Annotated in this window: 24 protein-coding genes; 11 read left to right on the top strand and 13 right to left on the bottom strand. The window is 71.4% G+C overall.

What is annotated here, in order from left to right:
• The first annotated feature begins 66 nt into the window (after positions 1-66).
• On the top strand, positions 67-1,308 hold the full coding sequence (locus tag AC07AW_RS04675) for a nucleotide sugar dehydrogenase (protein ID WP_478814041.1): 1,242 nt from the start codon (positions 67-69) through the stop codon (positions 1,306-1,308).
• A 57-nt stretch (positions 1,309-1,365) separates the two neighbouring features.
• Here the strand turns inward: AC07AW_RS04675 and AC07AW_RS04680 are convergent, their stop codons facing one another.
• The 4 genes from AC07AW_RS04680 to AC07AW_RS04695 all read right to left on the bottom strand — a co-directional run bounded on the left by AC07AW_RS04680 (position 1,366) and on the right by AC07AW_RS04695 (position 5,726).
• On the bottom strand, positions 1,366-2,490 hold the full coding sequence (locus AC07AW_RS04680) for a GuaB3 family IMP dehydrogenase-related protein (protein ID WP_086828596.1): 1,125 nt from the start codon (positions 2,488-2,490) through the stop codon (positions 1,366-1,368).
• Positions 2,491-2,596: 106 nt separating this feature from the next.
• Positions 2,597-4,099 (bottom strand): IMP dehydrogenase, encoded by a 1,503-nt coding sequence (guaB, locus tag AC07AW_RS04685; RefSeq protein WP_478814042.1) that lies wholly within the window; start codon positions 4,097-4,099, stop codon positions 2,597-2,599.
• Between the two features lie 169 nt (positions 4,100-4,268).
• Entirely contained in the window at positions 4,269-4,871 is a 603-nt protein-coding gene (locus tag AC07AW_RS04690; protein ID WP_308433031.1) for a sigma-70 family RNA polymerase sigma factor, read from the bottom strand.
• Positions 4,872-5,114: 243 nt separating this feature from the next.
• Positions 5,115-5,726, bottom strand: coding sequence for a response regulator transcription factor (locus AC07AW_RS04695; RefSeq protein WP_003948568.1), 612 nt, complete (start codon positions 5,724-5,726; stop codon positions 5,115-5,117).
• A 443-nt stretch (positions 5,727-6,169) separates the two neighbouring features.
• Here AC07AW_RS04695 and AC07AW_RS04700 point away from each other — a divergent pair, with 443 nt between their 5' ends.
• Positions 6,170-6,544 carry a WhiB family transcriptional regulator gene (locus AC07AW_RS04700; RefSeq protein WP_478814043.1) on the top strand — a complete coding sequence of 125 codons (375 nt, stop codon included), beginning with the start codon at positions 6,170-6,172 and terminating at the stop codon, positions 6,542-6,544.
• A gap of 96 nt (positions 6,545-6,640) precedes the next feature.
• On the opposite strand, the gene AC07AW_RS04705 is transcribed toward AC07AW_RS04700, so the two are convergent.
• Positions 6,641-7,534: a LysR family transcriptional regulator gene (locus AC07AW_RS04705; protein WP_478814044.1), complete on the bottom strand. Its 894-nt coding sequence runs from the start codon at positions 7,532-7,534 to the stop codon at positions 6,641-6,643.
• A gap of 79 nt (positions 7,535-7,613) precedes the next feature.
• Between AC07AW_RS04705 and AC07AW_RS04710 the strand changes: the two genes are divergently transcribed.
• Positions 7,614-8,288, top strand: coding sequence for an MOSC domain-containing protein (locus AC07AW_RS04710; protein ID WP_478814045.1), 675 nt, complete (start codon positions 7,614-7,616; stop codon positions 8,286-8,288).
• Between the two features lie 28 nt (positions 8,289-8,316).
• A complete protein-coding gene (locus tag AC07AW_RS04715) occupies positions 8,317-9,090 on the top strand; it encodes an SDR family NAD(P)-dependent oxidoreductase (protein WP_478814046.1) in 774 nt (257 codons plus the stop codon).
• 13 nt (positions 9,091-9,103) lie between these two features.
• Here the strand turns inward: AC07AW_RS04715 and AC07AW_RS04720 are convergent, their stop codons facing one another.
• Both AC07AW_RS04720 and AC07AW_RS04725 read right to left on the bottom strand, forming a co-directional pair.
• Complete coding sequence (locus tag AC07AW_RS04720; protein WP_478814047.1) at positions 9,104-10,639, bottom strand: right-handed parallel beta-helix repeat-containing protein; 1,536 nt, start codon at positions 10,637-10,639, stop codon at positions 9,104-9,106.
• Complete coding sequence (locus AC07AW_RS04725) at positions 10,636-12,450, bottom strand: DUF2264 domain-containing protein (protein WP_478814048.1); 1,815 nt, start codon at positions 12,448-12,450, stop codon at positions 10,636-10,638. The genes AC07AW_RS04720 and AC07AW_RS04725 overlap by 4 nt, the downstream gene beginning before the upstream one ends.
• 175 nt (positions 12,451-12,625) lie before the next feature.
• Between AC07AW_RS04725 and AC07AW_RS04730 the strand changes: the two genes are divergently transcribed.
• The 5 genes from AC07AW_RS04730 to AC07AW_RS04750 all read left to right on the top strand — a co-directional run bounded on the left by AC07AW_RS04730 (position 12,626) and on the right by AC07AW_RS04750 (position 18,054).
• Positions 12,626-13,723 (top strand): substrate-binding domain-containing protein, encoded by a 1,098-nt coding sequence (locus AC07AW_RS04730; protein WP_478814049.1) that lies wholly within the window; start codon positions 12,626-12,628, stop codon positions 13,721-13,723.
• Between the two features lie 102 nt (positions 13,724-13,825).
• Positions 13,826-15,142: an ABC transporter substrate-binding protein gene (locus AC07AW_RS04735; RefSeq protein ID WP_478814050.1), complete on the top strand. Its 1,317-nt coding sequence runs from the start codon at positions 13,826-13,828 to the stop codon at positions 15,140-15,142.
• 4 nt (positions 15,143-15,146) lie between these two features.
• Entirely contained in the window at positions 15,147-16,163 is a 1,017-nt protein-coding gene (locus AC07AW_RS04740; RefSeq protein WP_478814051.1) for a carbohydrate ABC transporter permease, read from the top strand.
• Positions 16,160-17,017 carry a carbohydrate ABC transporter permease gene (locus AC07AW_RS04745; RefSeq protein WP_478814052.1) on the top strand — a complete coding sequence of 286 codons (858 nt, stop codon included), beginning with the start codon at positions 16,160-16,162 and terminating at the stop codon, positions 17,015-17,017. Before AC07AW_RS04740 ends, AC07AW_RS04745 begins: the two co-directional genes overlap by 4 nt.
• Positions 17,018-17,034: 17 nt before the next feature.
• Positions 17,035-18,054: a hydroxyacid dehydrogenase gene (locus AC07AW_RS04750; RefSeq protein WP_478814053.1), complete on the top strand. Its 1,020-nt coding sequence runs from the start codon at positions 17,035-17,037 to the stop codon at positions 18,052-18,054.
• On the opposite strand, the gene AC07AW_RS04755 is transcribed toward AC07AW_RS04750, so the two are convergent.
• Positions 18,031-18,390, bottom strand: a complete 360-nt coding sequence (locus tag AC07AW_RS04755; protein ID WP_478814054.1) for a hypothetical protein — start codon at positions 18,388-18,390, stop codon at positions 18,031-18,033. The genes AC07AW_RS04750 and AC07AW_RS04755 overlap by 24 nt on opposite strands.
• Positions 18,391-18,463: 73 nt before the next feature.
• Between AC07AW_RS04755 and AC07AW_RS04760 the strand changes: the two genes are divergently transcribed.
• Positions 18,464-19,162: an ester cyclase gene (locus AC07AW_RS04760; protein WP_478814055.1), complete on the top strand. Its 699-nt coding sequence runs from the start codon at positions 18,464-18,466 to the stop codon at positions 19,160-19,162.
• 63 nt (positions 19,163-19,225) lie between these two features.
• Here the strand turns inward: AC07AW_RS04760 and groL are convergent, their stop codons facing one another.
• The 4 genes from groL to AC07AW_RS04780 form a co-directional block, all read right to left on the bottom strand.
• Positions 19,226-20,854 (bottom strand): chaperonin GroEL, encoded by a 1,629-nt coding sequence (gene groL / locus AC07AW_RS04765; RefSeq protein ID WP_478814056.1) that lies wholly within the window; start codon positions 20,852-20,854, stop codon positions 19,226-19,228.
• A 118-nt stretch (positions 20,855-20,972) separates the two neighbouring features.
• Positions 20,973-21,281, bottom strand: coding sequence for a co-chaperone GroES (gene groES, locus AC07AW_RS04770; RefSeq protein WP_017239619.1), 309 nt, complete (start codon positions 21,279-21,281; stop codon positions 20,973-20,975).
• Between the two features lie 146 nt (positions 21,282-21,427).
• On the bottom strand, positions 21,428-21,706 hold the full coding sequence (locus tag AC07AW_RS04775; protein ID WP_478814057.1) for a hypothetical protein: 279 nt from the start codon (positions 21,704-21,706) through the stop codon (positions 21,428-21,430).
• Positions 21,703-22,644, bottom strand: a complete 942-nt coding sequence (locus tag AC07AW_RS04780) for a polysaccharide deacetylase family protein (protein ID WP_478814058.1) — start codon at positions 22,642-22,644, stop codon at positions 21,703-21,705. The genes AC07AW_RS04775 and AC07AW_RS04780 overlap by 4 nt, the downstream gene beginning before the upstream one ends.
• A gap of 107 nt (positions 22,645-22,751) precedes the next feature.
• Here AC07AW_RS04780 and AC07AW_RS04785 point away from each other — a divergent pair, with 107 nt between their 5' ends.
• Positions 22,752-23,933 carry a THUMP-like domain-containing protein gene (locus AC07AW_RS04785; RefSeq protein ID WP_478814059.1) on the top strand — a complete coding sequence of 394 codons (1,182 nt, stop codon included), beginning with the start codon at positions 22,752-22,754 and terminating at the stop codon, positions 23,931-23,933.
• On the opposite strand, the gene AC07AW_RS04790 is transcribed toward AC07AW_RS04785, so the two are convergent.
• Entirely contained in the window at positions 23,872-24,537 is a 666-nt protein-coding gene (locus AC07AW_RS04790; protein WP_478814060.1) for a hypothetical protein, read from the bottom strand. The two genes, AC07AW_RS04785 and AC07AW_RS04790, sit on opposite strands and share 62 nt — an antisense overlap.
• Positions 24,538-24,564: the final 27 nt, after the last annotated feature.

The following is a 24,564-nucleotide window of genomic DNA, read 5'->3' on the forward strand; positions in this document are numbered from 1 at the left end:
CCGTTCCGGCCACCGGGCTTGCGCATCGCGTCCCCTCCGGCTACTGGAAAGGACGGCCCACCCCCCATGCCCGCTGATCTCGCCGTCATCGGCCTCGGCCACCACGGACTCCCCCTGGCCCAGGCCGCCACCGCCGCAGGCATCGACACCATCGGCTACGACACCGACCCCCGCCCCGTCGCCGAACTCGCCGCCGGCCGCTCCCCGGTCGACGGCTCGCTCACCGCCCCCGAGATCCGCCGGATGCTCGCGGGGGGCTTCCGGCCGACCACCAACACCGCCGAGCTCGGCCGGGTCCGCACCGCCGTCCTCTGCGCCCCGACCTCCCCCGGCCCCGACCGGACCCTCGACCTCACCGCCGTCACCGACGCCGCCCGCGCCCTCGCCGCCCGGCTGCGCCCCCACACCACCGTCCTCCTGGAGTCCCCGGTCCCGCCGGGCACCACCGAGGGCCTCCTCCGCGAGGTCCTGGAGACGGGCTCGGGCCTGCGCGCCGGGCGCGACTTCCACCTCGCGTACTCACCCGGCCGCCTCGACCCCGGCAGCCGCACCCACGGCTACGCCGGCACCCCCAAGGTCATCGGCGGCCTCACCCCGGCCTGCACCGAGTCCGCGGCCGCCTTCTACGGCCGGCTCACCGACAAGGTGGTACGCGCGCGTGGCCCCCGCGAGGCGGAGACGGTCAAGCTCCTGGAGACCAACTTCCGGCACGTCAACATCGCCCTCGTCAACGAGATGGCGGTCCTCTGCCACGAACTCGGCGTCGACCTGTGGGACGTCATCCGCTGCGCCGAGACCAAGCCCTTCGGTTTCCAGGCCTTCCGCCCCGGCCCCGGCGTCGGCGGCCACGGCGTCCCCGTCGACACCATCGGCGCGCACCGCCCGCTGCGGCTCGTCGAGCTCGCCGGCCAGGTCAACGAGCGCATGCCGCAGTACGTCGTCCGGCGCGCCGCCACCCTCCTCAACGAGCACGGCAAGTCGGCCCGCGGCGCCCGGATCCTGCTGCTCGGCATCACGTACAAGCCCGACCTCCCCGACCGGCAGGGCTCCCCCGCCGACGAGATCGCCCGCCACCTCATGGACCTGGGCGCGGCCGTCAGCTACCACGACCCCCACGTCCCCGACTGGCGCGTCCGCGAGCTCCCCGTCCCCCGCGCGGACTCCCTCTACGAGGCCGCCGCCCACGCCGACCTGACGATCCTCCTCCAGCACCACCGCACGTACGACCTGCAGGGCCTCTCGGTGAAGGCCCAACTCCTCCTCGACACCCGCGGCGCGACGCCCGCGGGGGCGGCCCACCGCCTGTGAGGACAGCGAAAAGGGCCCCGCACCACCGGTGCGGGGCCCTTTCTCGGAGCAGTACGGTCAGCGCTTGTGCTGCGCGTCCGCCACCGTGACCTCGACGCGCTGGAACTCCTTGAGCTCGCTGTAGCCCGTGGTGGCCATCGCGCGGCGCAGGGCGCCGAAGAAGTTCATCGAGCCGTCCGGGATGTGCGACGGGCCCGCGAGGATCTCCTCGGTGGTGCCGACGATGCCCAGGTCGACCAGCTTGCCGCGCGGCACGTCCTCGTGGACGGCCTCCATGCCCCAGTGGTGGCCCTTGCCGGGCGCGTCCGTGGCGCGGGCCAGCGGGGAGCCCATCATGACGGCGTCGGCGCCGCAGGCGATCGCCTTCGGCAGGTCGCCGGACCAGCCGACACCGCCGTCGGCGATGACGTGCACGTACCGGCCGCCGGACTCGTCCATGTAGTCGCGGCGGGCCGCGGCCACGTCGGCGACCGCGGTCGCCATCGGGACCTGGATGCCGAGGACGTTACGGGTGGTGTGCGCGGCGCCGCCGCCGAAGCCGACCAGGACACCCGCCGCGCCGGTGCGCATGAGGTGCAGGGCCGCGGTGTACGTGGCGCAGCCGCCGACGATGACCGGGACGTCCAGCTCGTAGATGAACTGCTTCAGGTTCAGCGGCTCGGCCGCGCCCGAGACGTGCTCGGCGGAGACCGTCGTGCCGCGGATGACGAAGATGTCCACGCCGGCGTCGACGACGGCCTTGGAGAACTGGGCGGTGCGCTGCGGGGAGAGCGCGGCGGCGGTGACGACACCGGAGTCGCGCACCTCCTTGATGCGCTGCCCGATCAGCTCCTCCTTGATCGGGGCGGCGTAGATCTCCTGCAGACGGCGGGTCGCGGTCGCCTCGTCCAGCTCGGCGATCTCGTCGAGGAGCGGCTGCGGGTCCTCGTACCGGGTCCAGAGACCCTCCAGGTTCAGGACGCCCAGGCCGCCCAGCTCGCCGATGCGGATGGCGGTCTGCGGCGACACGACCGAGTCCATCGGGGCGGCCAGGAACGGCAGCTCGAAGCGGTAGGCGTCGATCTGCCAGGCGATCGAGACCTCCTTCGGGTCCCGGGTGCGCCGGCTCGGGACGACGGCGATGTCGTCGAACGCGTACGCCCTGCGGCCGCGCTTGCCGCGCCCGATCTCGATCTCAGTCACGATGTGTGGCCTTTCCCTCTACGTCTGCGCCTACCAGTATCCCCGACACAAGCGTGAGGGGCGGCTCCGGCCACATGCCGGAACCGCCCCCACGCGTCGCGCTGTGTTACTTCCTGCTGTAGTTCGGCGCCTCGACCGTCATCTGGATGTCGTGCGGGTGGCTCTCCTTGAGGCCCGCCGAGGTGATCCGGACGAAGCGGCCGTTCGTCTGGAGCTCCGGCACCGTGCGCCCGCCGACGTAGAACATCGACTGGCGCAGACCGCCCACCAGCTGGTGGACGACGGCCGAGAGCGGGCCGCGGTAGGGCACCTGGCCCTCGATGCCCTCGGGGACGAGCTTCTCGTCGGAGGCGACGCCCTCCTGGAAGTAGCGGTCCTTGGAGAAGGAGCGCTGCTCGCCGCGGGACTGCATGGCGCCGAGCGAGCCCATGCCGCGGTACGACTTGAACTGCTTGCCGTTGATGAAGAGCAGCTCGCCCGGGGACTCCTCGCAGCCCGCGAGCAGCGAGCCGAGCATCACCGTGTCGGCGCCGGCGACGAGGGCCTTCGCGATGTCGCCGGAGTACTGCAGACCGCCGTCGCCGATGACCGGGACGCCGGCCGCCTTGGCGGCGAGGGAGGCCTCGTAGATCGCGGTGACCTGCGGGACGCCGATGCCGGCGACCACGCGGGTGGTGCAGATGGAGCCGGGGCCGACACCGACCTTGATGCCGTCGACACCGGCGTCGATCAGCGCCTGGGCGCCGTCGCGGGTGGCGATGTTGCCGCCGATGACGTCGACCGAGGAGTTCGACTTGATCTTGGCGACCATGTCGCCGACCAGGCGGGAGTGGCCGTGGGCGGTGTCGACGACGATGAAGTCGACGCCCGCCTCGATCAGGGCCTGGGCGCGCTCGTACGCGTCACCGGCGACACCGACGGCGGCGCCGACGAGCAGCCGGCCTTCCTTGTCCTTGGCGGCGTTCGGGTACTTCTCGGCCTTGACGAAGTCCTTGACCGTGATGAGGCCCTTGAGCAGGCCCGCCTCGTCGACCAGCGGAAGCTTCTCGATCTTGTGGCGGCGCAGCAGCTCCATGGCGTCCACGCCGGAGATGCCGACCTTGCCGGTGACCAGCGGCATCGGGGTCATGACCTCGCGCACCTGGCGGCTGCGGTCCGACTCGAAGGCCATGTCGCGGTTGGTGACGATGCCGAGCAGCTTGCCGGCCGGGTCGGTCACCGGGACGCCGCTGATGCGGAACTTGGCGCAGATCGCGTCGGCCTCGGCGAGCGTCGCGTCCGGGTGGACCGTGATCGGGTCCGAGACCATGCCGGACTCGGAGCGCTTCACGAGGTCGACCTGGTTCGCCTGGTCGGCGATGGAGAGGTTGCGGTGCAGCACACCGACACCACCCTGTCGCGCCATGGCGATCGCCATGCGGGACTCGGTGACCTTGTCCATCGCGGCGGAGAGCAGCGGGATGTTCACCCGCACGTTCTTCGAGATGTACGAGGCGGTGTCGATCTGGTCGGGCGCCATGTCGGACGCGCCCGGCAGCAGCAGCACGTCGTCGTAGGTCAGCCCGAGTGTCGCGAATTTCTCGGGCACTCCGTCGACGTTGGCAGTCATGACACCTTCCCAAATGGCCTTGATCGGTGCGGGATGTCCATGCTAACGGGCTTGAGCGGTGTCTCATTCCACGAGCAAGATCACCGGGAAGCTTTGGACGTTCGCACGTGTACGAAAGGGATGACGGCGCCTGGCAAGGCTTACTGCTCGGCCAGTGCGCGCCGTCGGGTTACTGCTCGGCCAGCGCCCGGAGCCGGCTGAGGGCGCGATGCTGGGCGACCCGGACGGCGCCCGGGGACATGCCGAGCATCTGGCCGGTCTCCTCCGCGGTCAGTCCGACCGCGACCCGCAGCACGAGCAGCTCGCGCTGGTTCTCCGGGAGGTTGGCGAGCAGCTTCTTGGCCCACTCGGCGTCGTCGCTGAGCAGGGCGCGCTCCTCGGGGCCGAGGGAGTCGTCGGGCCGCTCGGGCATCTCGTCGGAGGGGACGGCCGTGGACCCGGGGTGCCGCATGGCGGCCCGCTGGAGGTCGGCGACCTTGTGTCCGGCGATGGCGAAGACGAAGGCCTCGAAGGGCCTGCCCGTGTCCTTGTAGCGCGGCAGCGCCATCAGGACGGCGACGCAGACCTCCTGGGCCAGGTCCTCGACGAAGTGCCGGGCGTCGCCGGGCAGCCGGTTGAGGCGGGTGCGGCAGTACCGCAGGGCGAGCGGGTGGACGCGCGCGAGCAGGTCGTGTGTGGCCTGCGCGTCGCCGTCGACCGCGCGGTGCACGAGCGCGCCGATCTCCCCCTGCCCGGCAGGCATGGGGGTACCCACGGTCTCGTCGTCGCGCATCGCTCCATGGTGCCCCGACGCCTCCGCGTTCGTGGCACCGCGTCCGTAGTTGTGCACCGAAGCGTTATGAGCAGGTGCGCCGGCACTCATCTCCCGCGCCCTCCCGTCCCGCTCGATCGACTCGTCCCCGAGGAACTCCACATCTCAAGGATGCGGCATTCCGCGAGTAAGTGACACAAGCCCGCCCCGTCCACCCCACGACGGACGTGGGTGAGGACGGGGAGAGGGCCGGTGACCTGCGATTCAGCGGACCAGGCCCCAGCGGAATCCGAGCGCGACGGCATGCGCCCGGTCGGAGGCGCCGAGCTTCTTGAAGAGGCGCCGGGCGTGCGTCTTGACCGTGTCCTCGGAGAGGAAGAGCTCGCGCCCGATCTCCGCGTTGGACCGGCCGTGGCTCATGCCTTCGAGGACCTGGATCTCGCGCGCGGTGAGGGTGGGCGCGGCGCCCATCTCGGCCGAACGGAGGCGGCGCGGGGCGAGCCGCCAGGTCGGGTCGGCGAGCGCCTGGGTGACCGTGGCCCGCAGCTCGGCGCGCGAGGCGTCCTTGTGCAGGTAGCCACGGGCGCCCGCGGCGACCGCGAGGGCGACGCCGTCGAGGTCCTCGGCGACCGTGAGCATGATGATGCGGGCGCCGGGGTCCGCGGAGAGCAGCCGGCGGACGGTCTCCACGCCGCCCAGACCGGGCATGCGTACGTCCATCAGAATCAGGTCCGAGCGGTCCGCGCCCCAGCGGCGGAGGACTTCCTCGCCGTTGGCCGCGGTGGTCACGCGCTCGACGCCGGGCACGGTCGCGACCGCGCGGCGGAGCGCCTCTCGGGCAAGCGGGGAGTCATCGCAGACGAGGACGGATGTCATGCCTGACCTCCGCGGCTCTCGCAGCTGTTGCGCGTCACCTTGAGCCTCCAGGGCTGTACGTATCGTCACCTGTGCGGTTGACGCTCTCGGACATGTGCCCGATCGCTTGTTCCTCCAACCGCCTCCGCACTCTCAACGACGGTCACTCGAAAGAGTTACGGGTCGGACGGCAGGCTTCGGCACTCTACGTGAGAGGTCGTGCACGGGTCGCACATGGAGCGGAGTGTCGCAGGCCGTTCGCCCCAACATCAAAAGCTATGCCCCATTTAGCGGGTTTTCTTCCCTTTTCGCAGTGTCTGTGGCTAGATTCGCAATGAGTCATATTTACATCTACTTCGACAGTAGGTGTAGCTACCGGACCTGTCGGGACCCGAGGAGACCCGGCCATCAGCCATCCACCCGCCCACCTATCCGTTCGACACGGTTTCAAGGGGACAAGCGCAATGGCAGATTTCTCCCGCCTTCCCGGACCCAACGCCGATCTGTGGGACTGGCAACTCCTCGCGGCCTGCCGCGGGGTGGACAGCTCCCTGTTCTTCCACCCCGAGGGAGAGCGCGGCGCGGCACGGAGTGCGCGTGAGAACTCGGCGAAAGAGGTCTGCATGCGGTGCCCGGTGCGCGCGGAGTGCGCGGCACACGCACTCGCCGTGCGGGAGCCCTACGGCGTATGGGGCGGCCTCACCGAGGACGAACGCGAAGAACTCATGGGACGCGCGCGCAATCGTCTGATCACGACGGCGCCGGCCTCCCCGCCGGTCACGTCGGCCGCGTCCGTGACATCCATGACATCCATGACATCCATCGGGGAACGTATGTGAAGGAACGTTTCTCCACTGGGCTGAGCACCTGGGCTGAGCACCACCGGAACGGGCTGAGCACCACCTGAACGGACCTGCGCGCCCGCGCGCGTCGCTCTACGCGCGCGTGGCGGCGCGGATCAGCTCGTCGAGCGTGGCCGCCACGGCCGGGACGTGTGCGAGGTCGGGCAGCGTCAGGGCCACGATCTCCCGCTCCACGGCCGGTTCCACGGCCACGGTCCGCGCCCCCTTGGGCCGTACGGACTCGATGGCCAGCTCGGGCAGGACGGCGACGCCCAGACCGGCGCCGACCAGGCCCACCACGGCCGGGTAGTCGTCGGTGGCGAAGTCGATGCGGGGAGTGAAGCCCGCCTCCTCGCAGACGTCGACGAGCTGACGGCGGCAGCGCGGGCAGCCCGCGATCCAGGACTCGTCGGCGAGTTCCGCGATGCCGACCGAGCCGGCTCCGGCGAGCCGGTGCCCCTCGGGCACCAGGCCGACGAGCCGGTCGGCGAGGAGCGGGCGGACCACCAGGTCGTCCCACTCGGCCTGCCCCGCCCCGTACCGGAACGCGAGCGCGATGTCGCAGTCGCCCTCGCGGAGCATCTCGATCGAGCGCGGCGGCTCGGCCTCCACGAGGGAGACCCGGGTGCCGGGGTGCGCGGCCCGCAGCGCGGCGAGCGCGGTGGGCACGAGGGTCGAACTCCCGCTCGGGAAGGAAACCAGCCGGACGCGGCCCGCCCGGAGCCCGGCGATGGCGGCGACCTCCTCCTCGGCGGCGGTCAGCCCGGCGAGGATGCCGGAGGCGTGGCGCACCAGGACCTCGCCGGCCTGGGTGAGGCGCATCTCGCGTCCCGTACGGATCAGCAGCGGCGTGCCGGCCGAGGCTTCGAGCGCCTTCATCTGCTGGCTGACGGCGGGCTGGGTGCAGCCGAGTTCGCGCGCGGCGGCCGAGAAGGAGCCGGTGGCGGCGACGGCGCGCAGGACGCGGAGGTGGCGGGCCTCGATCATGCGTCCAGCATAAGCGACTCTTGGGTGAAGCCGCCCATTCTCGCGAGCGCCTTTGAGACGGCGGCCGTACAGTGCCCGCATGACCTTGCTCAGCGTGAATGTGGGCCGCGCCAGGCCCGTGGGGTACACCGACGCCGCCTCGGGGACGACGGGCATCGACAAGCGGCCCGTGGAGGGGCCCGTACGGATCGAGGCGCCGGGGGCGCCCGGTGTCGGGGCGAGCGGAGTCGCCGGCGACGCGGTCTGCGACCTGCGCTTCCACGGCGGCGACGACCGGGCGGCGTACGCCTTCGCCCGGGAGGACATGGACCTGTGGGAGCGGGAGCTCGGCCGCGAACTGGCCAACGGCTCCTTCGGCGAGAACCTCACCACCCGGGGCCTCGACGTGAACGGCGCCCTGATCGGCGAGCGGTGGCGGATCGGCGAGGAGGTGGTCCTCGAGGTGACCGGCGGCCGCATCCCGTGCCGTACCTTCGCGGGCTTCGTCGAGGAGAAGGGCTGGGTGAAGCGCTTCACGCAGTCCGAGGCCGGTCCCGGCGCGCTGCTGCGGGTGATCGTGCCGGGCGAGGTGCGGGCCGGCGATCCGATCACGGTGGTGCACCGGCCGGACCACGACATCACCGTGGCGCGCCTGCACCGCGCGGCGACCACCGAGCGCGCCCTGCTGCCCGACATGTTGGCCGCCGCCGAGTGGATGGAGTCCGGGCTCCTCGCGCTCGCCCGCCAGTACAAGGAGAAGTACGCCTCGTCGTAGGGGCGGCAGGGGGCACTAGGTTGCCCGTATGACGACTGCACTGATTACGGGCGCCACCGCGGGCATCGGGGCCGCCTTCGCACGGAGACTGGCGGCGGACGGCCACGACATCGTGCTCGTGGCCAGGGATGTGAAGCGGCTCCGGGAGCAGGCCACCGAGCTGCACGACCGGCACGGCGTCGAGGCCGAGGTGCTCGCGGCGGACCTCGCCGACGAGAAGGGCATCGCCGCCGTCGAGGCCCGGCTCTCGGACCCGAAGCAGCCGGTGGACATGCTGGTGAACAACGCCGGCTTCGGCAACAAGGGCCGTTTCCTCGAGGTCTCCATGGCCGACGAGCTGAAGATGCTGACGGTGCACTGCGAGGCGGTGCTGCGGCTGACCTCGGCGGCCGCCGCCTCGATGAAGGGCCGCCACCGGGGCGCCGTGGTGAACGTGGCGTCGGTGGCGGCCTTCGTGCCCCGCGGCACCTACGGCGCCTCGAAGGCCTGGGTCGTGCAGTTCACCCAGGGCGCGGCGCGGGACCTCGCGGGCAGCGGGGTGCGGCTGATGGCGCTCTGCCCCGGCTTCGTACGCACCGAGTTCCACGAGCGGGCCGGGATGGGTACGGACAACATCCCGGGCTGGATGTGGCTCGACGCGGACAAGCTGGTGACGGCGGCGCTCACCGACCTGGAGCGGGGGAAGACCCTGTCGATCCCGGACCCCCGCTACAAGGCCCTGATGGGTGTGGTGAAGCTGGCTCCGCGCGGCCTGCTCGGCGGGGTCTCCTCGAAGGCGGGCCGCAAGTACGGGCCGGAGTAGGCCCGTACGGGAGCTAGTCCAGCCCCGGCCCCTCGTACGCCCCGATGCTGGGAGCCGCCGTCGCCGACACGGCGTTTCCGAACCAGTCCCTGCCGCCGTTGTCCGCGATCAGCGTGCCGGCGGACAGGGCCGGGGAGCCGGCGGCGAGCCGCAGGTCGGGGCGGAGCAGCGGGTCGGCGTCGACGCCGCCGGGGTTGGGGCGGGTCATAGTGATGCCGTGGAAGAGGTTGTGCGAGAAGGAGAGCCCGGGGGTGGGGTTCTTGAAGGCGTAGCCGCCGCTCGCGCCCTCGTTGACGAAGATGTTGTTGCGGATCGACAGCTCGTGCTGGGTGGTGGCGGGGCTGCCTGCGTCGTCCTGGACGAGGTAGCCAGGACGCACGGTCCTGTTCACGAAGGTGTTGTTGTAGATCTGCGTGTTGAGGATCGGGCCCCAGCAGTTCTGGACGAGCCGGGCGCCGTCGTCGACGCTGAGGTTGTAACGGACCACCGTGTCGAGGGTCTTGGCGCCGCTGTAGGGGCAGATCAGCAGGAAGCCGCCGGTGTTGTCGTGACTGTGGTTGTACTGGAAGACCGTGCCCTTCGAGGCTCCGTCGGCGTCGAAGGACATGCCGTCCTTGGTGTTGCCGCCGCCTGAGACCTCGTTGTACTCGATGACGGTGTCGTCGGTGTTGAAGGTCCAGATGCCGGCGTTGGCGGCCTTGGAGCGGAGCTGGAAGCCGTCGAGGCGGTTGTGGTCGATCCGGGCGCCGGAGGTCGTGTCGATCTTGATGCCGTCGCCGGCGAGCGAGGTCAGGGTGTTGTGGTGGATCCGGACGTTCAGGCTCGGGGTCCAGGCTCCGGGGTAGACGTTCGGGTCCTGCTGGTTGCCGACCAGGTCGCGCTTGGAGAAGTGGGACTTGAAGTAGATGCCCTCGCGGTCGACGTCCCGGATGTCGTTGTGGTGGATCTCCAGGCCGTCGTACCAGCTGGGGACGGTCGTTCCCTCGACGGCGATGTGGATGGCGCTGGAGCCGGTGATGGTCTTGAAGTCGCCGCCGCGCACGTCGTGGATCGACAGGTGGTCGAGGGTGATGCCGTGGGCGGCGCCGAAGTCGGCGAGGCGGAGCCGGACGCCGTTGCGCTCGGTGCCGGGGGCGGCGGCGTTGGTGATCTCCAGGCGGGTGAGGCGCAGGTACTCGCTGTTCGCGAGGAGTACGGCGTCGTGGGCGCCGTTCCCGTCGATGACCGCGCGCCCGGCCGCGTCCCCGTAGTCGGCGACGGTGAAGGGGTACGCGGCGGAGCCGGAGCCCCGGGGGCTCAGGGTGCCGGTGCAGGTGGTGCCGCGCTTGAACAGGAGCAGGTCGCCGGGCCCGTAGGGGTGGGCGTTGGCCTCGGCGAGGGTGGTCCAGGGGTGCTGGACGGAGCCGTCGCCGGGGGTCTGCGCCTCGTCCTGCGCGGAGCAGTCGACGTAGTGGCGGTCGCCGGGCGGGGATGCGGCCTGGGCGGGGGCGGCCGCGAGCAGGGGGAGTACGAGGGCGGCGGCGAGGGCGTGGGTGCGGCGCTGGGTCACTGATCCTCCGAATCGAGCTCTTCGAGATCGAGGTGTGCGGTGGTGCCGTTCTGCCAGGTCACGGTGAGCGTGTGGGGGCCGGTGACCCGGACGTTCGCGAGGTCCGACACGGGGGCGGGGTCGGGTTCGGCGGTGAGGGAGGCGAGGGCCACGAAGAGCGTGGCGGGTCCGCGGGTGGTGCCGTGCAGGGCGAGGGTGCGGCTGCCGGGGCCCTGAAGGGTCTCCCCGGTGGGGAGTTCCGCGGCTTCGGGGCGGTATCCGTGGACGGGGTGGAGCTGGGCGTGGGGGCCGTCGGGGGTGACGGCCCAGCCGGTCTGCCGTACGGGGGTCCCTTCCGGGGCGCCGAGGACGAGGTGGGCGCGGAGTTCGGCGCGGCCGTGGACGAGGGTCGCGGAGAGGACGCGGACGCCCGGCAGCGGGTGGTGGCGGGAGGCGGCGCGGTCGGGGCCGGTGCCGAGCGGGGTGGCGGGGCCCCGCGCGGTGGCCCGTCCCTCGACGAGCAGGGCGAAGTGGTTGTCGGCGGTTCCCGTACCGGGTCCCGTACGGGTGGAGTAGGCGTGGCGGGCGTAGCCGGGGTCGTCCTGCTCGCCCGGCGCGCTGTGGACGTGGTTGCTGCCGTGGTTGTGGAGGCGTACGAGCCCGTCGGCGGCGGTGGTCTGGACGAGCAGTCCGGCGGGGGCGACGGGGAGGACGGTGTCGGCGCGTTCGGCGGGCAGGGGTTCCTCGGGGTCGGTCCAGGCGGGGTGGGACGCGGGCAGGAGGAGGCCGAGGAAGCCCTTGGACGCCCAGTAGGGGGAGCCGGGTCCCGAGTACTCCTGGACGAGCGGCGGGTACGGGCCGTGCCAGCCGAGGGTGAGGAGCCCGCGCTCGTCGGTGGCGCCGTGCCGGTGGAAGTACCGCAGGGTGCCGGAGGCGAGGCGGCGGGTGGCGCCGGGGGTGAGCGGGGTGTGGCCGGTGAGGGTGCCGAGCCAGGGGGCGGCGGCCGCGGCGAAGCGGTAGATCAGGGACCGCCCGTACGGGACGGGGGCGCCGTTCGCGTCGAAGAGGTGGACGTAGGTGTCGAGGTGGGCCCGCAGCCGTGGGCCGTACCGGTCGAGGAGGTCCCGGTCGTCGGCGAGGTGGGCGTGGAGGACGGGGTAGAAGTGCAGGGCCCAGGCGTTGTAGTGGTCGAAGGCGCGGTTGTCGCCGTCGCTGTACCAGCCCTCGCCGAGGTACCAGTCCTCGATCCGGGCGAGGGAGCGGTCGATCGTGGCGGCGGCGCGGTCGGTCTCGATCCCGGCGTCCTGGAGGAAGCCGGCGACGGTGAGGCCGAAGAGCCACCAGTTGTTGTCGACGGGGGAGGGTCCGAGGGCGGGGAGGAGCCAGTCGGCGACCCGCCGGCGGGTGCGGTCGTCGAGGCGGTCCCAGAGCCAGGGGCGGGTGAGGCGGAGGCCGAGGGCGATCGAGGCGGATTCGACGATCGCCTGGCGGGTGTCGGCCATCAGGGGCCAGGAGTCCTCGTCCTCGCGTCCCGGCTTCTCCGTCCCGGCCGCGAGGCCTTCGGCGTAGCGGTCGAGGTGGCCGCCCGGGTCCTCGCCGTGGGCGCCCGCGACGCGGAGGGCGGCGAGGAGGAAGGTGCGGGCCCAGCCCTCCAGGCCGTCGGAGCGGCGTCCCGACCAGCTGGGGCGTGGCCCGGGGAGGTCGATGAGGCCGCCGCCCGGCGAGGCGAAGGGGCGTACGTCCCGGAGGAGCCGGTCGGCCGCGGCCTCCCAGTGGGCACGGGTCCAGCCGGTGTACGGGCTGAGCTCACGGTTCTCGGGCGGCGTGGGCATGATGCTCCCTGGGGCTCCCTGCGACGTCTGCGTCGCTGTCTGCATCGCCGGGAATCCTGAACAGACTCCGATCGAACGTCAAGGGAATCGGAGCGAATGATCGAAACTTCTGTCGTTCGATCATTTCTGGAGCTAGGCTCGACGGACCACCACCACCGCGAGGGGGAACTGCGCCGTGCGCGAGAGTGCTGCCGAACGACACGACCGACTGCTGGCCCTGGTGCGCGAGCGCGGCACGGCCCGCGTCTCCGAACTGGCCGAACGCCTCGGGGTCTCCCCCGTCACCGCCCGCCGGGACGTCGAGGTCCTGGCCGGCCGGGGCCTGCTCGACCGGGTGCACGGCCAGGTCTCCTGGCCGCAGCGGGGGGCCGCCGGCGGCGGACGCTCCGGCGAGGGCCTGGTCCTCGGCCTGCTCGTCCCCTCCGCCACGTACTACTTCGCCGAGGTCATCCGGGGCGCGCACGAGGCGGCGGCCCGCGCCGGGGCGCGGCTCGTGCTGCGGATCTCCGACTACCGCCCCGAGGAGGACCGCGCCCGCACCGAGGGCCTCCTCGCGGCGGGCGCCGAGGGCGTCCTCGTCGCTCCCGGCTGGCGCGGACTGCCCGAGGACCGGCTCGCGTACGGGGACTGGCTGGCCGAGCTGCCCGTGCCGGCCGTCCTCCTGGAGCGCCGCGCCGAGCCCGGCAGCCCGCTCGACGGCCTGGACCGGGTCGCCTCCGACCACGCCCACGGCGTGCTGCTCGCCCTGCGCCATCTGCTCTCGCTCGGCCACGCGACGCCCCTGCTCGTGGCCCGCCGGGACTCCCCGACCGCGTTCGCGGTGCGCGCGGGCTACGCCGAGGCGCTGGGCACGCTGGGCCTGAAGGAGCCGCGCCCGGTCATCGCGTCCGTACCGGCGGAGGCGGACCCGGAGGGCTTCGAGCAGGCGGTGCGGGCGCTGCACGAGGCGGTGGGCTCGGGCCTGGCGAGCGCGGCGCTGGTCCACAACGACGTGGACGCGATCGAGATCGTGCAGCGCCTGGCCGAGCTGGGCGTGCGGGTGCCAGAGGACCTGGCCGTGATCGCGTACGACGACGAGGTCGCCGCCCTCGCCGACACCCCGCTGACGGCGGTCGCCCCGCCGAAGCGGCAGGTGGGCCGGCACGCCACGGAACTCCTGGTGGAGCGGCTCACGGAGGCCCCCGACGAGGACGCGGCGCGGCGCCATCTGAGCCTGCTGCCGTGGCTGCGGGTACGGGCCTCGTGCGGGGCGAGCACGACACCTTCAGTTTGATCTTTTTTCGATCAATCAATCTTTCGCTCTTGACTTCGGTCATGAACGGTCACAGGATCACGGCCACAACCACCCAGCCGCCCCGCCCTCAGGAGCCGTGCCGTGACCCGTACCTGGAGCAGAACGTCCCGCGTCATAGCCGGCACCGCCACCGCCCTGGCCGTCCTCACGGCCTGCGGCGGCGGCGGTGACGACACCGCAAACAAGCCGAACGGCCCCGTGACCATCACCTTCTGGGGCTGGGCCAAGGGCTCCAAGGACGTCGTGGACGCCTTCAACGCCTCCCACACCGACATCCAGGTGAAGTTCGAGGAGATCCCCTCCGGCACCGCCGGCGGCTACGCGAAGATCTCCAACGCCGTGAAGGCGGGCAACGCCCCCGACCTGGTCTCCATCGAGTACGCCTCGCTCCCCGAGTTCGTGAGCTCCGGCGCCCTCCAGGACATCGGCGACCAGTTCACCGAGGCCGACCGCGCCAAGCTCCTCCCGCAGACCGTCGAACTCACCACCCTCGGCGGGAAGTCCTGGGCCGTCCCCTTCGACGCCGCCCCGCAGGCCTTCTTCTACCGCAAGGACCTCTTCGCGAAGTACAAGGTCGAGGTCCCCACCACCTGGGACGCGTTCAAGAAGGCCGCCGAGCAGGTCAAGAAGGCCGACGCCAAGGCCCGTATCGCCACCTTCTTCCCCGACGACCCGACCACCTTCGAGGCCATGGCCTGGCAGGCCGGCGCCCAGTGGTTCAAGGCCGAGAACGACACCTGGAAGATCGACACCACGGACCCGGCCACCAGCAAGGTCGCCTCCTACTGGCAGGGCCTCCTCGACGCCGACCTCGTCCAGAAGGACGCCTCCTTCAGCCCCGAGTGGGTCGGCTCCCTCAAGAACGGCACCACCGTCGGCTACCTCGGCGCCTCCTGGGGCGCCGGCGTCCTCAAGGGCAACGTGCCCGAGATGACCGGCAAGTGGGCCGTCGCCCCCATCCCCACCTGGGACGGCAAGCCCGCCAGCGGCATGCTCGGCGGCACCTCCTTCGCCGTCACCAAGGACAGCAAGCAGAAGGCCGCGGCCGTCACCTTCGCCGAGTGGATGTCCACCACCGAGGCCGGCATCAAGGCCCGGATCGCCTCCGGCACCTCCAGCGCCTTCCCCGCCGCCGCCGAGCTGCGCCCCGTCGCCAAGAAGGCCTTCGACGCGAGCTTCTACGGCGGCCAGGACATCTACACCCTCTTCGAGGCCGCCGGCGCCTCCATCAACCCCAACTGGTCCTGGGGCCCGACCACCGGCACCACCAACACCGCGATCAAGGACCGCTTCGGCAAGATCGCCCAGGGCGGCCCCGGCATCGCCGACGCCGTCAAGGCCGGCCACGACGCCACCGTCGCCGAACTCACCAAGCGCGGCCTGAAGGTCGAGGGCTGACCCGGTGAAGGCCCGCACCCGCGCCGCCACACTTCTGCTGACCCCCTTCTTCGTCCTGTTCACCGCGGTGATGGTGGTGCCGATCGGATACGCGGTCTGGCTCAGCCTCTTCACCGAGAAGCAGTCCGGACTGGGCTTCGGCGGCACCGAGACCGTCTTCACCGGCCTCGACAACTACACCGCGGCGCTGGGTGACCGGGCCTTCCTGGAGGGCTTCGGCGTCCTGCTCGGGTACTGCCTGCTCTACATCCCGCTGCTGCTCGCCGGGGCCCTCGGCCTCGCCCTCCTGCTCGACTCGGCGCTCGCCCGCGCCCGCCGCTTCTTCCAGCTCGCGCTCTTCCTGCCGCACGCCGTCCCCGGCATCATCGCCGCCCTGATCTGGGTCTACCTCTACACACCCCAGCTCAGCCCGGTCGTGCAGGCCATGGAGGCCGGAGGCATCGGCTTCGACTTCTTCTCCCCCGAGGGCACCCTGCCGTCCGTCGTCAACATCGCCCTGTGGGAATGGCTCGGCTACAACATGGTCATCTTCTACGCCGCCCTCCAGGCCATCGACCGCTCCGTCATCGAAGCGGCCACCGTCGACGGCGCCGGCGCCTGGCGCATCGCCTTCGCCATCAAGATCCCCCTCGTCAAGGCCTCCCTCGCGATGGTCGGCCTCTTCACGATCATCGGCTCCCTCCAGCTCTTCACCGAGCCGCTCATCCTCAACAAGGGCACCGGCTCCGCCGTCACCTCCACCTGGACGCCGAACATGTACGCCTACACCGCCGCCTTCGACCGCAACGACTACGGACTCGCCGCGGCGGCCTCCGTACTCCTCGCCCTGACGGCGGCGCTGCTCTCCTTCGCGGTGACCAGACTGACCGGACGCCGGAAGGCGGGCACGGACCGCAAGGCGGGCACGGCGAGCGCGGCGAGCACGGCAGCCGAGGCGCGTACGGCCCGCAAGGCGGCCACGGCGGGCACGGCGGGCACGGCAAGCACAGCGGGCACGGCACGGAAGGAGAAGGCCGCATGAGCACCCGTACCCGTACCTCCAACCGGTGGCTGTCGAAGACGGCCGTCAACGGCGCCCTCGTCCTCGCCGTCGTCTACATGCTCTTCCCCCTGGTCTGGCTGGTCACCGCCGCCACCAAGGACGCCGGCGGCCTCCTCGCCGGAGACGCCTTCTCCTTCGAGGGCTTCGACCTCGGCGGCAACCTCTCCCGGCTCGCCGCCTACAACGACGGCGTCTACTTCCACTGGTACGCCAACAGCCTCCTCTACGCGGGACTCGGCGCCCTCGCCTGCTCCCTGATCAGCGTCGCCGCCGGATACGCCTTCCACGTCTACGACTTCCGGGGCAAGGAGAAGCTCTTCGGCCTCGTCCTTCTCGGCGTGCTCGTCCCCACCACCGCGCTCGCCCTGCCGATGTACCTCCTCGCCAGCGAGGTCGGCATCGTCAACACCTACTGGGCCGTCCTGATCCCCGTCCTGGTCAACCCCTTCGGCGTCTACCTCTCCAGGGTCTTCTGCGCCGGCTACATCCCCGACGAGGCCCTGGAGGCCGCCCGTATCGACGGGGCGGGCGAGATGCGCGTCTTCTGGTCGATCGGCCTGCGCATGGTCATGCCCGGCTTCGTGACCGTCTTCCTCTTCCAGTTCACCGCCGTCTGGAACAACTTCTTCCTCCCCCTGGTGATGCTCTCGGACCAGAAGCTCTTCCCCCTGAGCCTCGGCCTGTACGCGTGGAACAGCAACGCCCACGCCGAACCCGACTACTACCCCCTCGTCGTCACCGGATCCCTGCTCGCCGTCGTCCCCCTCGTCGTCGCCTTCGTCTCCCTCCAGCGCCACTGGAAGGCCGGTCTGACGGCCGGCAGCGTCAAGTGAGGAGCACAGGTACCACGATGCACCCGACCACTGACAACCGTCCGTCCCTCCTCCTCGCCATGGGCCCCGGGGTGGACCACCGCCTCCTCACGGAAGCCCACCGCACCCGCCTCGCCGGCCTCGCCCGGACCGACCCCCACCTGGTCGCCCACGACCTGACGGCCCCCGAGCCACGGGTCGCCGCCGCCCTCGCCGAGGCGGAGATCCTCCTGACCTGCTGGGGAGCACCCCCGCTGACGGCCGAGGTCCTGGCCCGCGCCCCGCGGCTCAAGGCGGTCGTCCACGCGGCGGGCTCCGTCAAGCACCACATCACCGAGGCCTGCTGGGAGCGGGGCCTGCGGGTCACCTCGGCCGCCGCGGCCAACGCGCTGCCGGTCGCCGAGTACACGCTCGCCGCGATCCTCCTCGCCGGGAAGCGGGTCCTGCGCTCGGCCCAGCGGTACGCGGAACTCCGCACCGACGACACCTGGCTCACGGAATCCGCCCCGTGGGGCAACTACCGCCGCACGATCGGCATCATCGGCGCCTCCCGCATCGGCCGCCGGGTCGTCGAACTCCTCCGCCCCTTCGACTTCGAGATCCTGCTGTACGACCCGTACGTGGACGTCCCGCCCCCCGGCGTGGAACTCGTGGACCTCGACGAACTCTGCGCCCGCAGCTCCGTCGTCTCCGTCCACGCCCCCCAACTCCCGTCCACCCACCACATGATCGGCGCCGCCCAGCTCGCCGCGATGCCGGACGGCACCACCCTGATCAACACCGCGCGCGGCTCCCTCGTCGACGAGACCGCGCTCCTCCCCCACCTCGCCTCGGGCCGCCTCCACGCGATCCTCGACGTGACGGACCCGGAACTCCCGCCGTCCGCATCACCGCTGTGGACCTTCCCGAACGTCCTCCTCACCCCCCACGTCGCCGGCTCCCTCGGCAACGAGATCCACCGCATGGCGGACCAGGCGATCGAGGAGGTGGCACGGTACGGGAGGGGCGAGCCGTTCCTGGAGGAGGTCCGGGTGTCAGACCTCCAGCGCTCGGCGTAGGAGACTTCCCGGGGCCGCCCTCAAGAGCACGGCCCCGGGTTCACGCCCGCTCCGCGGCCCCGAGCGCACCTGCACCAGGACGACGTCCACGCGCGCCGTCTTCCCGGCCCACGCGGCGGCCCGCCACCACAGGTAGCCGCGTCCCGTCGGACAGAAGGCGGCGAGTTCCGCCGATTCGACTTCCCTGCCGATGAGTTCGGACGGCGCGCTGCCGACGACCCGTTCCCGGTAGGCCGACCGGACCCTCGGCCACGCCCCGGCTCCGGTCCCCACCCGGTTGCCGTCGCCGATCACCACGATGCCCGCGCCGTTGTCGACGCTGATCCCCCGCTCCACGGCCCCATGCTGCCAGGGCATCCCGGCCGCCCGGACCTAGACTGGAAAGGTCCTACCTGGGTCGGGAGGCGTCATGACATTCGTACAGATCATCGACTGCAAGACCAGCCAGATCGACGAGCTGAATCGACTCATGGACCAGTGGGTCGAGCAGACCAAGGGCAAGCGCACCGCGACCCACAGCATCGTCGGCAAGGACCGTTCGGACGCCTCCCACGTCGTGGAGATCGTCGAGTTCCCCTCCTACGACGTCGCCATGCGGAACTCGCAGCTCCCCGAGACCGACCGGATCTTCCGGGAGATGGTCGCGCTCTGCGACGAGATGCCGACCTTCACCGACCTGGACGTCGTCCGGGACGAGCAGATGTACAAGGCGAACTCCCGGCGCTTCCTGGAGCTGGTCGGCAGCGCGGAGGAGCTCTCGTCCCTCGACCAGGTGCTCGCCGAGGGGTACCACGACCACGATCCGTCCAACCCGACGGACGTCATCGGCATGGACGCCGTCCGGCGCGAGGTGGAGATGTGGCGGGGCGGCTTCGACTTCTCCTTCACCGTCGACGACCAGATCGCCGAGGGTGACCGGGTGTGCACGCGCTGGACCTGGAACGCCACCCACACCGGCGACTTCATGGGGCTCCAGCCCACCGGCATCGCGGTGGAGATGACGGGCACGATGATCCAGCAGTTCCGGGAGGACGGGAAGGCCGTCCAGGGCTGGTGGCAGTACGACATGCTCGGGCTCATGGGGCAGCTGGGCGCCGTGGAGGCCTAGGCAGCAGTGAGGCCCGGTGCTCCCGCGACGGGAGCACCGGGCCTCAGCTGTCAGTCAGCTGCCTCAGTGGGAGTGGCCGTGACCGTGGCCGTGACCGTGGTCCGCCGGCTCCTCTTCCTTCTTCTCCACCACGAGGGTCTCGGTGGTGAGGAGGAGGGAGGCGATCGAGGCGGCGTTCTCCAGGGCGGAGCGCGTCACCTTCACCGGGTCGATGACGCCGGCCTTGACCAGGTCGCCGTACTCGCCGGTCGCGGCGTTGAAGCCCTGGCCCTTGTCGAGCTCCGCCACCTTCGAGGTGATGACGTAGCCCTCGAGGCCCGCGTTCTCGGCGATCCAGCGCAGCGGCTCGACGGCGGCGCGGCGGACGACCGCGACACCCGTGGCCTCGTCGCCGGTCTTGTCGAGGTTGCCCTCGAGGACCTTGACGGCGTGGACGAGCGCGGAGCCACCACCGGAGACGATGCCCTCCTCGACCGCGGCGCGGGTCGCGGAGATGGCGTCCTCCAGACGGTGCTTCTTCTCCTTGAGCTCGACCTCGGTCGCGGCGCCGACCTTGATCACGCAGACGCCACCGGCGAGCTTCGCGAGGCGCTCCTGGAGCTTCTCGCGGTCCCAGTCGGAGTCCGTGGACTCGATCTCGGCCTTGATCTGGCCGACGCGGCCCGCGATGTCCTCGGCGTTGCCGCCACCGTCGACGATGGTGGTGGAGTCCTTGGCGATGGTCACGCGGCGGGCGGTGCCCAGCACGTCCAGACCGGCCTGGTCGAGCTTGAGGCCGACCTCCTCGGCGATGACGGTGGCACCGGTGAGGGTGGCCATGTCGCCGAGCATCGCCTTGCGGCGGTCACCGAAGCCGGGGGCCTTGACGGCCACGGCGTTGAAGGTGCCACGGATCTTGTTGACGACGAGGGTGGAGAGCGCCTCACCCTCGACGTCCTCGGCGATGATCAGGAGCGGCTTGCTGCCACCGGCCTGGATGACCTTCTCCAGGATGGGGAGCAGGTCCTGGATCGAGGAGATCTTGCCCTGGTTGATCAGGATGTACGGGTCGTCGAGGACGGCCTCCATACGCTCCTGGTCGGTGACCATGTACGGGGACAGGTAGCCCTTGTCGAAGGCCATGCCCTCGGTGAAGTCGAGCTCCAGGCCGAAGGTGTTGGACTCCTCGACGGTGATGACACCGTCCTTGCCGACCTTGTCCATCGCCTCGGCGATGAGCTCGCCGACCTGCTGGTCCTGCGCGGAGAGCGCGGCGACGGCGGCGATGTCGGACTTGTCCTCGATCGGGCGCGCGGTGGCGAGGAGCTCGTCGGAGACGGCCTTGACGGCGGCGTCGATGCCCTTCTTGAGGGCGGCCGGGGAGGCGCCGGCGGCGACGTTGCGCAGACCCTCGCGGACCAGGGCCTGGGCGAGCACGGTGGCGGTGGTGGTGCCGTCACCCGCGATGTCGTTGGTCTTGGTCGCCACCTCCTTCACGAGCTGGGCGCCGAGGTTCTCGTACGGGTCCTCGATCTCGACCTCGCGGGCGATCGTGACACCGTCGTTGGTGATGGTGGGGGCGCCGAACTTCTTGTCGATGACGACGTTGCGGCCCTTGGGGCCGATCGTCACCTTCACCGTGTCGGCAAGCTTGTTGACGCCGCGCTCAAGGGCGCGACGGGCGTCCTCGTCGAACTTCAGGATCTTCGCCATGGGAGCGGTTCAGCCCTCTCGGAATGGGGTGGAACGAACCGCGCCCCCGGACGCCCGGTGCGGGGTCAAGGGGCGCAGCTCAAGCATCTGCTTCAGATACTTCGGTTACTTCGGTGAATTACTTCTCGACGATCGCGAGCACGTCGCGAGCCGAGAGGACGAGGTACTCCTCGCCGTTGTACTTCACCTCGGTGCCGCCGTACTTGCTGTACAGCACGATGTCGCCGGTCTTGACGTCGAGCGGCAGACGCTCGCCGTTCTCGAAGCGGCCCGGGCCCACGGCCAGGACGACGCCCTCCTGGGGCTTCTCCTTGGCGGTGTCCGGAATGACCAGGCCAGAGGCGGTGGTCTGCTCGGCGTCGAGCGGCTGGACCACAATGCGGTCCTCGAGCGGCTTGATGGCAACCTTGGAGCTGGTGGTCGTCACGATCCGACCTCCCCCTTCGGAGATCTCACGGGGTTAACTGTCTGAGGTGGCGACCAGGTGGATCCGTCGTCGCGGGTGCCGGACCTGCCCGTCGCTGTGTTGGCACTCTCCAGTGGGGAGTGCCAGAGCCGAGACTATGACCGCGATTAGCACTCGGTCAAGCGGAGTGCCAATTCATCGCTCCGTGGCGTGACCGGCGACGTGACCGATCCCGCGACCGTACGGGTCGCCGGAGCGTTCTCGCAGCTCTTCACGTCCGGCGCCGCCCGTACGGTCTCGACCGGGGTGGGCCGGGGGCTCACCCCTTCCGCCGCCTTCCGGCCGAGCCGCTCGATCGGGTCGACCGAGGAGGCGCAGGCGGGGAGGGCGAGGAGCGCCCCGGTCACGGCGAGGGTGGCGACCCGCCGGCGCGCGCTCGTGCTCACACGTAGTCCTCGAGCTTCGCCACCGCGTACCCCTTCGACGTGATCACGTTCATCACACGCCGGATCATGTCCGGCATGGTGCCCTTCCAGTCCTCCTTGCCCCGGAAATGGGTGAGCACGATGTCGCCGGGGTGCAGGTCCCGGTCCCACTCGCGCCACTCCATGTGGTCGGGGAAGGCCTCGGAGGCCCAGAGCGGGACCGCCTTGACGCCGCAGGACTTCGCGGCGCGCAGGGTGTCCTCGTTGTAGTTGCCGTAGGGCGGGCGGAAGAGCGGGGGCCGCTTGCCGAACTGCTTCTCGATGACGTCCTGCATGCCGCAGATCTCGCGCTTCTGCTCGCTGTACGAGAGTCCGGGCAGGTAGCGGTGGTTGAGGGTGTGGTTGTGCAGGGAGACGCCGGACTCCTGCGACTTCTGCATCTTCGCGAAGTAGCCGTAGTCGTCCTTGACGAGGTAGTTGCTGAGGAAGGCGCTGTAGGGGATCCGCAGCTCCTTCATCATCTTCAGCAGCTGGGGGTCCTTCTCCGCGCCGTCGTCGATCGTCAGGAAGACGACCTTCTGCTTGGTGGGCACGGTGGTGAAGACGGGCGGCAGGCCCTCGCCGTCCGTCTCGAAGCCCTTGCGGGTGGTGATCTTCGGCTTGACCTTGGGCGGGGCGGGCGCGTCGAGCGGGGGTTTGGCGAGGCCCCACTTCTTGGCGGCGAGCACGCGGGCGGCCCGCTGCGCGCGGACCTTCTCGATGTAGGCGTCGAGGGCGCCGGCCGCGGGGGCCTTTTTCTCGGCGGCGGGGGCGGGTGCGCCCCGCTCGGGTTCGGCGCTGCCGGAGCAGGCGGAGGCGGCGGAGGCGAGGGCGGCCACGGCGAGCGCCGCCCCGAGCGTCCGACGGGAGCGGTGCACACCTTTTGCCATCATCTGGTCCTTTTGTCGTACGAGCTGCATGGCGCCGCATCCTGTCAGCGCGGGAGCCCCTTCCGGGCCGCGACACCGCCGTACCGCCCCACCGTCCCCCGGCCGGCCCACACCCTTCCAGGCGCCAGAATGGGACGGTGACCGACCTCGCCTCCTTCGCCGCCCTGCTCAGCCCCGAGGGGCAGACGCTCCTCGCCGCCCTGCGCGACTACGACCCCGCCCAGGAGCTGGCGGTCGCCTCCCGGCTGCGCCGCGACCACCCCGCCGAGCTCGTCAGCGCGGCCCTCGGGCAGGCGCGGCTGCGGCAGCGGGCGGTGGCGAAGTTCGGCGCCGAGGACGCGTACCGGATGTACTTCACGCCCAACGGCGTCGAGCAGTCGACCCGCGCCTCGGTCGGCTCCTACCGGGCGGCCCGGCTGAAGGCGCTGGGCGTCGGCAGCGTCGCGGACCTCTGCTCCGGGATCGGCGGCGACGCGATCGCGCTGGCCCGCGCCGGGATCTCCGTCCTCGCCGTCGACCGGGACCCGCTGACCGCCGAGGCGGTCCGGGCCAACGCCGAGGCGCTGGGCCTCGCGGAGCTGATCGAGGTCCGGTGCGCGGACGTCACCGAGATCGACACGAGTCCGTACGACGCGGTCTTCGTCGACCCGGCGCGGCGCGGCGGCCGGGGCAGGATCTTCGACCCCGAGGCGTACTCCCCGCCCCTCTCCTGGGCGATCGAGGCGGCCCGCAAGGCCCCGCGCGCCGCGCTCAAGATCGCGCCGGGCGTCCCGCACGAGGCGGTGCCCGAGGAGGCCGAGGCCGAGTGGATCTCGGACGGCGGGGACGTGAAGGAGGCCGTGCTCTGGTTCGGCACGGAGCCGGGCGCCCGCCGGGCCACCCTGCTGCCCTCCGGGTCCACCCTGACGGGCCGGGGGCTGCCGGACCCGGCGGTCCGCCCGGTCGGCCGTTATCTGTACGAGCCGGACGGCGCCGTCATCCGCGCGCACCTGGTCGCCGAGGTGGCGGAGGAGCTGGGCGGCGGCCTGATCGACGAAACGATCGCGTACGTCACGGCGGACACCCTCACCCCGACCCCGTACGCCGCCGCCTACGAGATCACCGACGAACTCCCCTTCAACCTGAAGAAGTTGAAGGCCCTGCTGCGGGAGCGGGAGGTCGGCACCCTGACGGTGAAGAAGCGCGGCTCGGCGGTCGAACCGGAGGAGATCCGCCGCAAGGTGAAGCCCAAGGGCCCCAACGCGGCGACGGTCCTCCTCACTCGGGTCGCGGGAGCCCCGACGATGCTGATCGGCCGGCCCGCGGGCGGTGGCCGGTGAGCCGCACCGCGAAGCGGTAGTGGCCGACGGCCTTCGCCAGGCCGGTCAGCCCCGTGACCCAGAGGATGAGGGCGGCGCCCATGCCGTACGCGACCACGCCGTAACCGTCGTCGCGCGTGGCGGCCGCCGGGACCGCGAAGCCCAGCCAGAGGCCGACCCCGCACAGCGCGAAGGACAGCAGCAGCCAGCAGGCGCTGAGGACGGGGGCGCGCAGCCGGGCGTCCGTCGGCCCGTGCCGGTCGAGGGCCGCCCACAGGACGAGGCGCTCCCGGGCGGTCCGGTCGCGGCGGTGGCTGCGGACGGTCAGCCACACGGCCGGGACGAGGATCCCGATGCCGGGGACCGCCGCGAAGAGCCCGAGCATCGTCGTCATCGGGTCGGCGAGGGGCGCGCCGATCTCGATGAGCAGCACGCCGATGAGCGACCAGCCGAGTTCGAGCAGGAGGAACCAGAGCAGGAACAGCGCGAGCCGCCCGCCGCCGAGCAGCCTCCGCCCCAACTCGTCGAGCGCCAGCGCCCGGTCGGCGAGCCGCGCGTCCCGGTCGGGCCAGCTCTGGAGCTCGGCGGGCGGGGGCGGAGGGGGAAGCGGGGTACGCGGGGACATGCCCAGCACCCTAAGGTGCGCCTCGCC

The organism is Streptomyces sp. NPDC044003 (genome assembly GCF_056435185.1).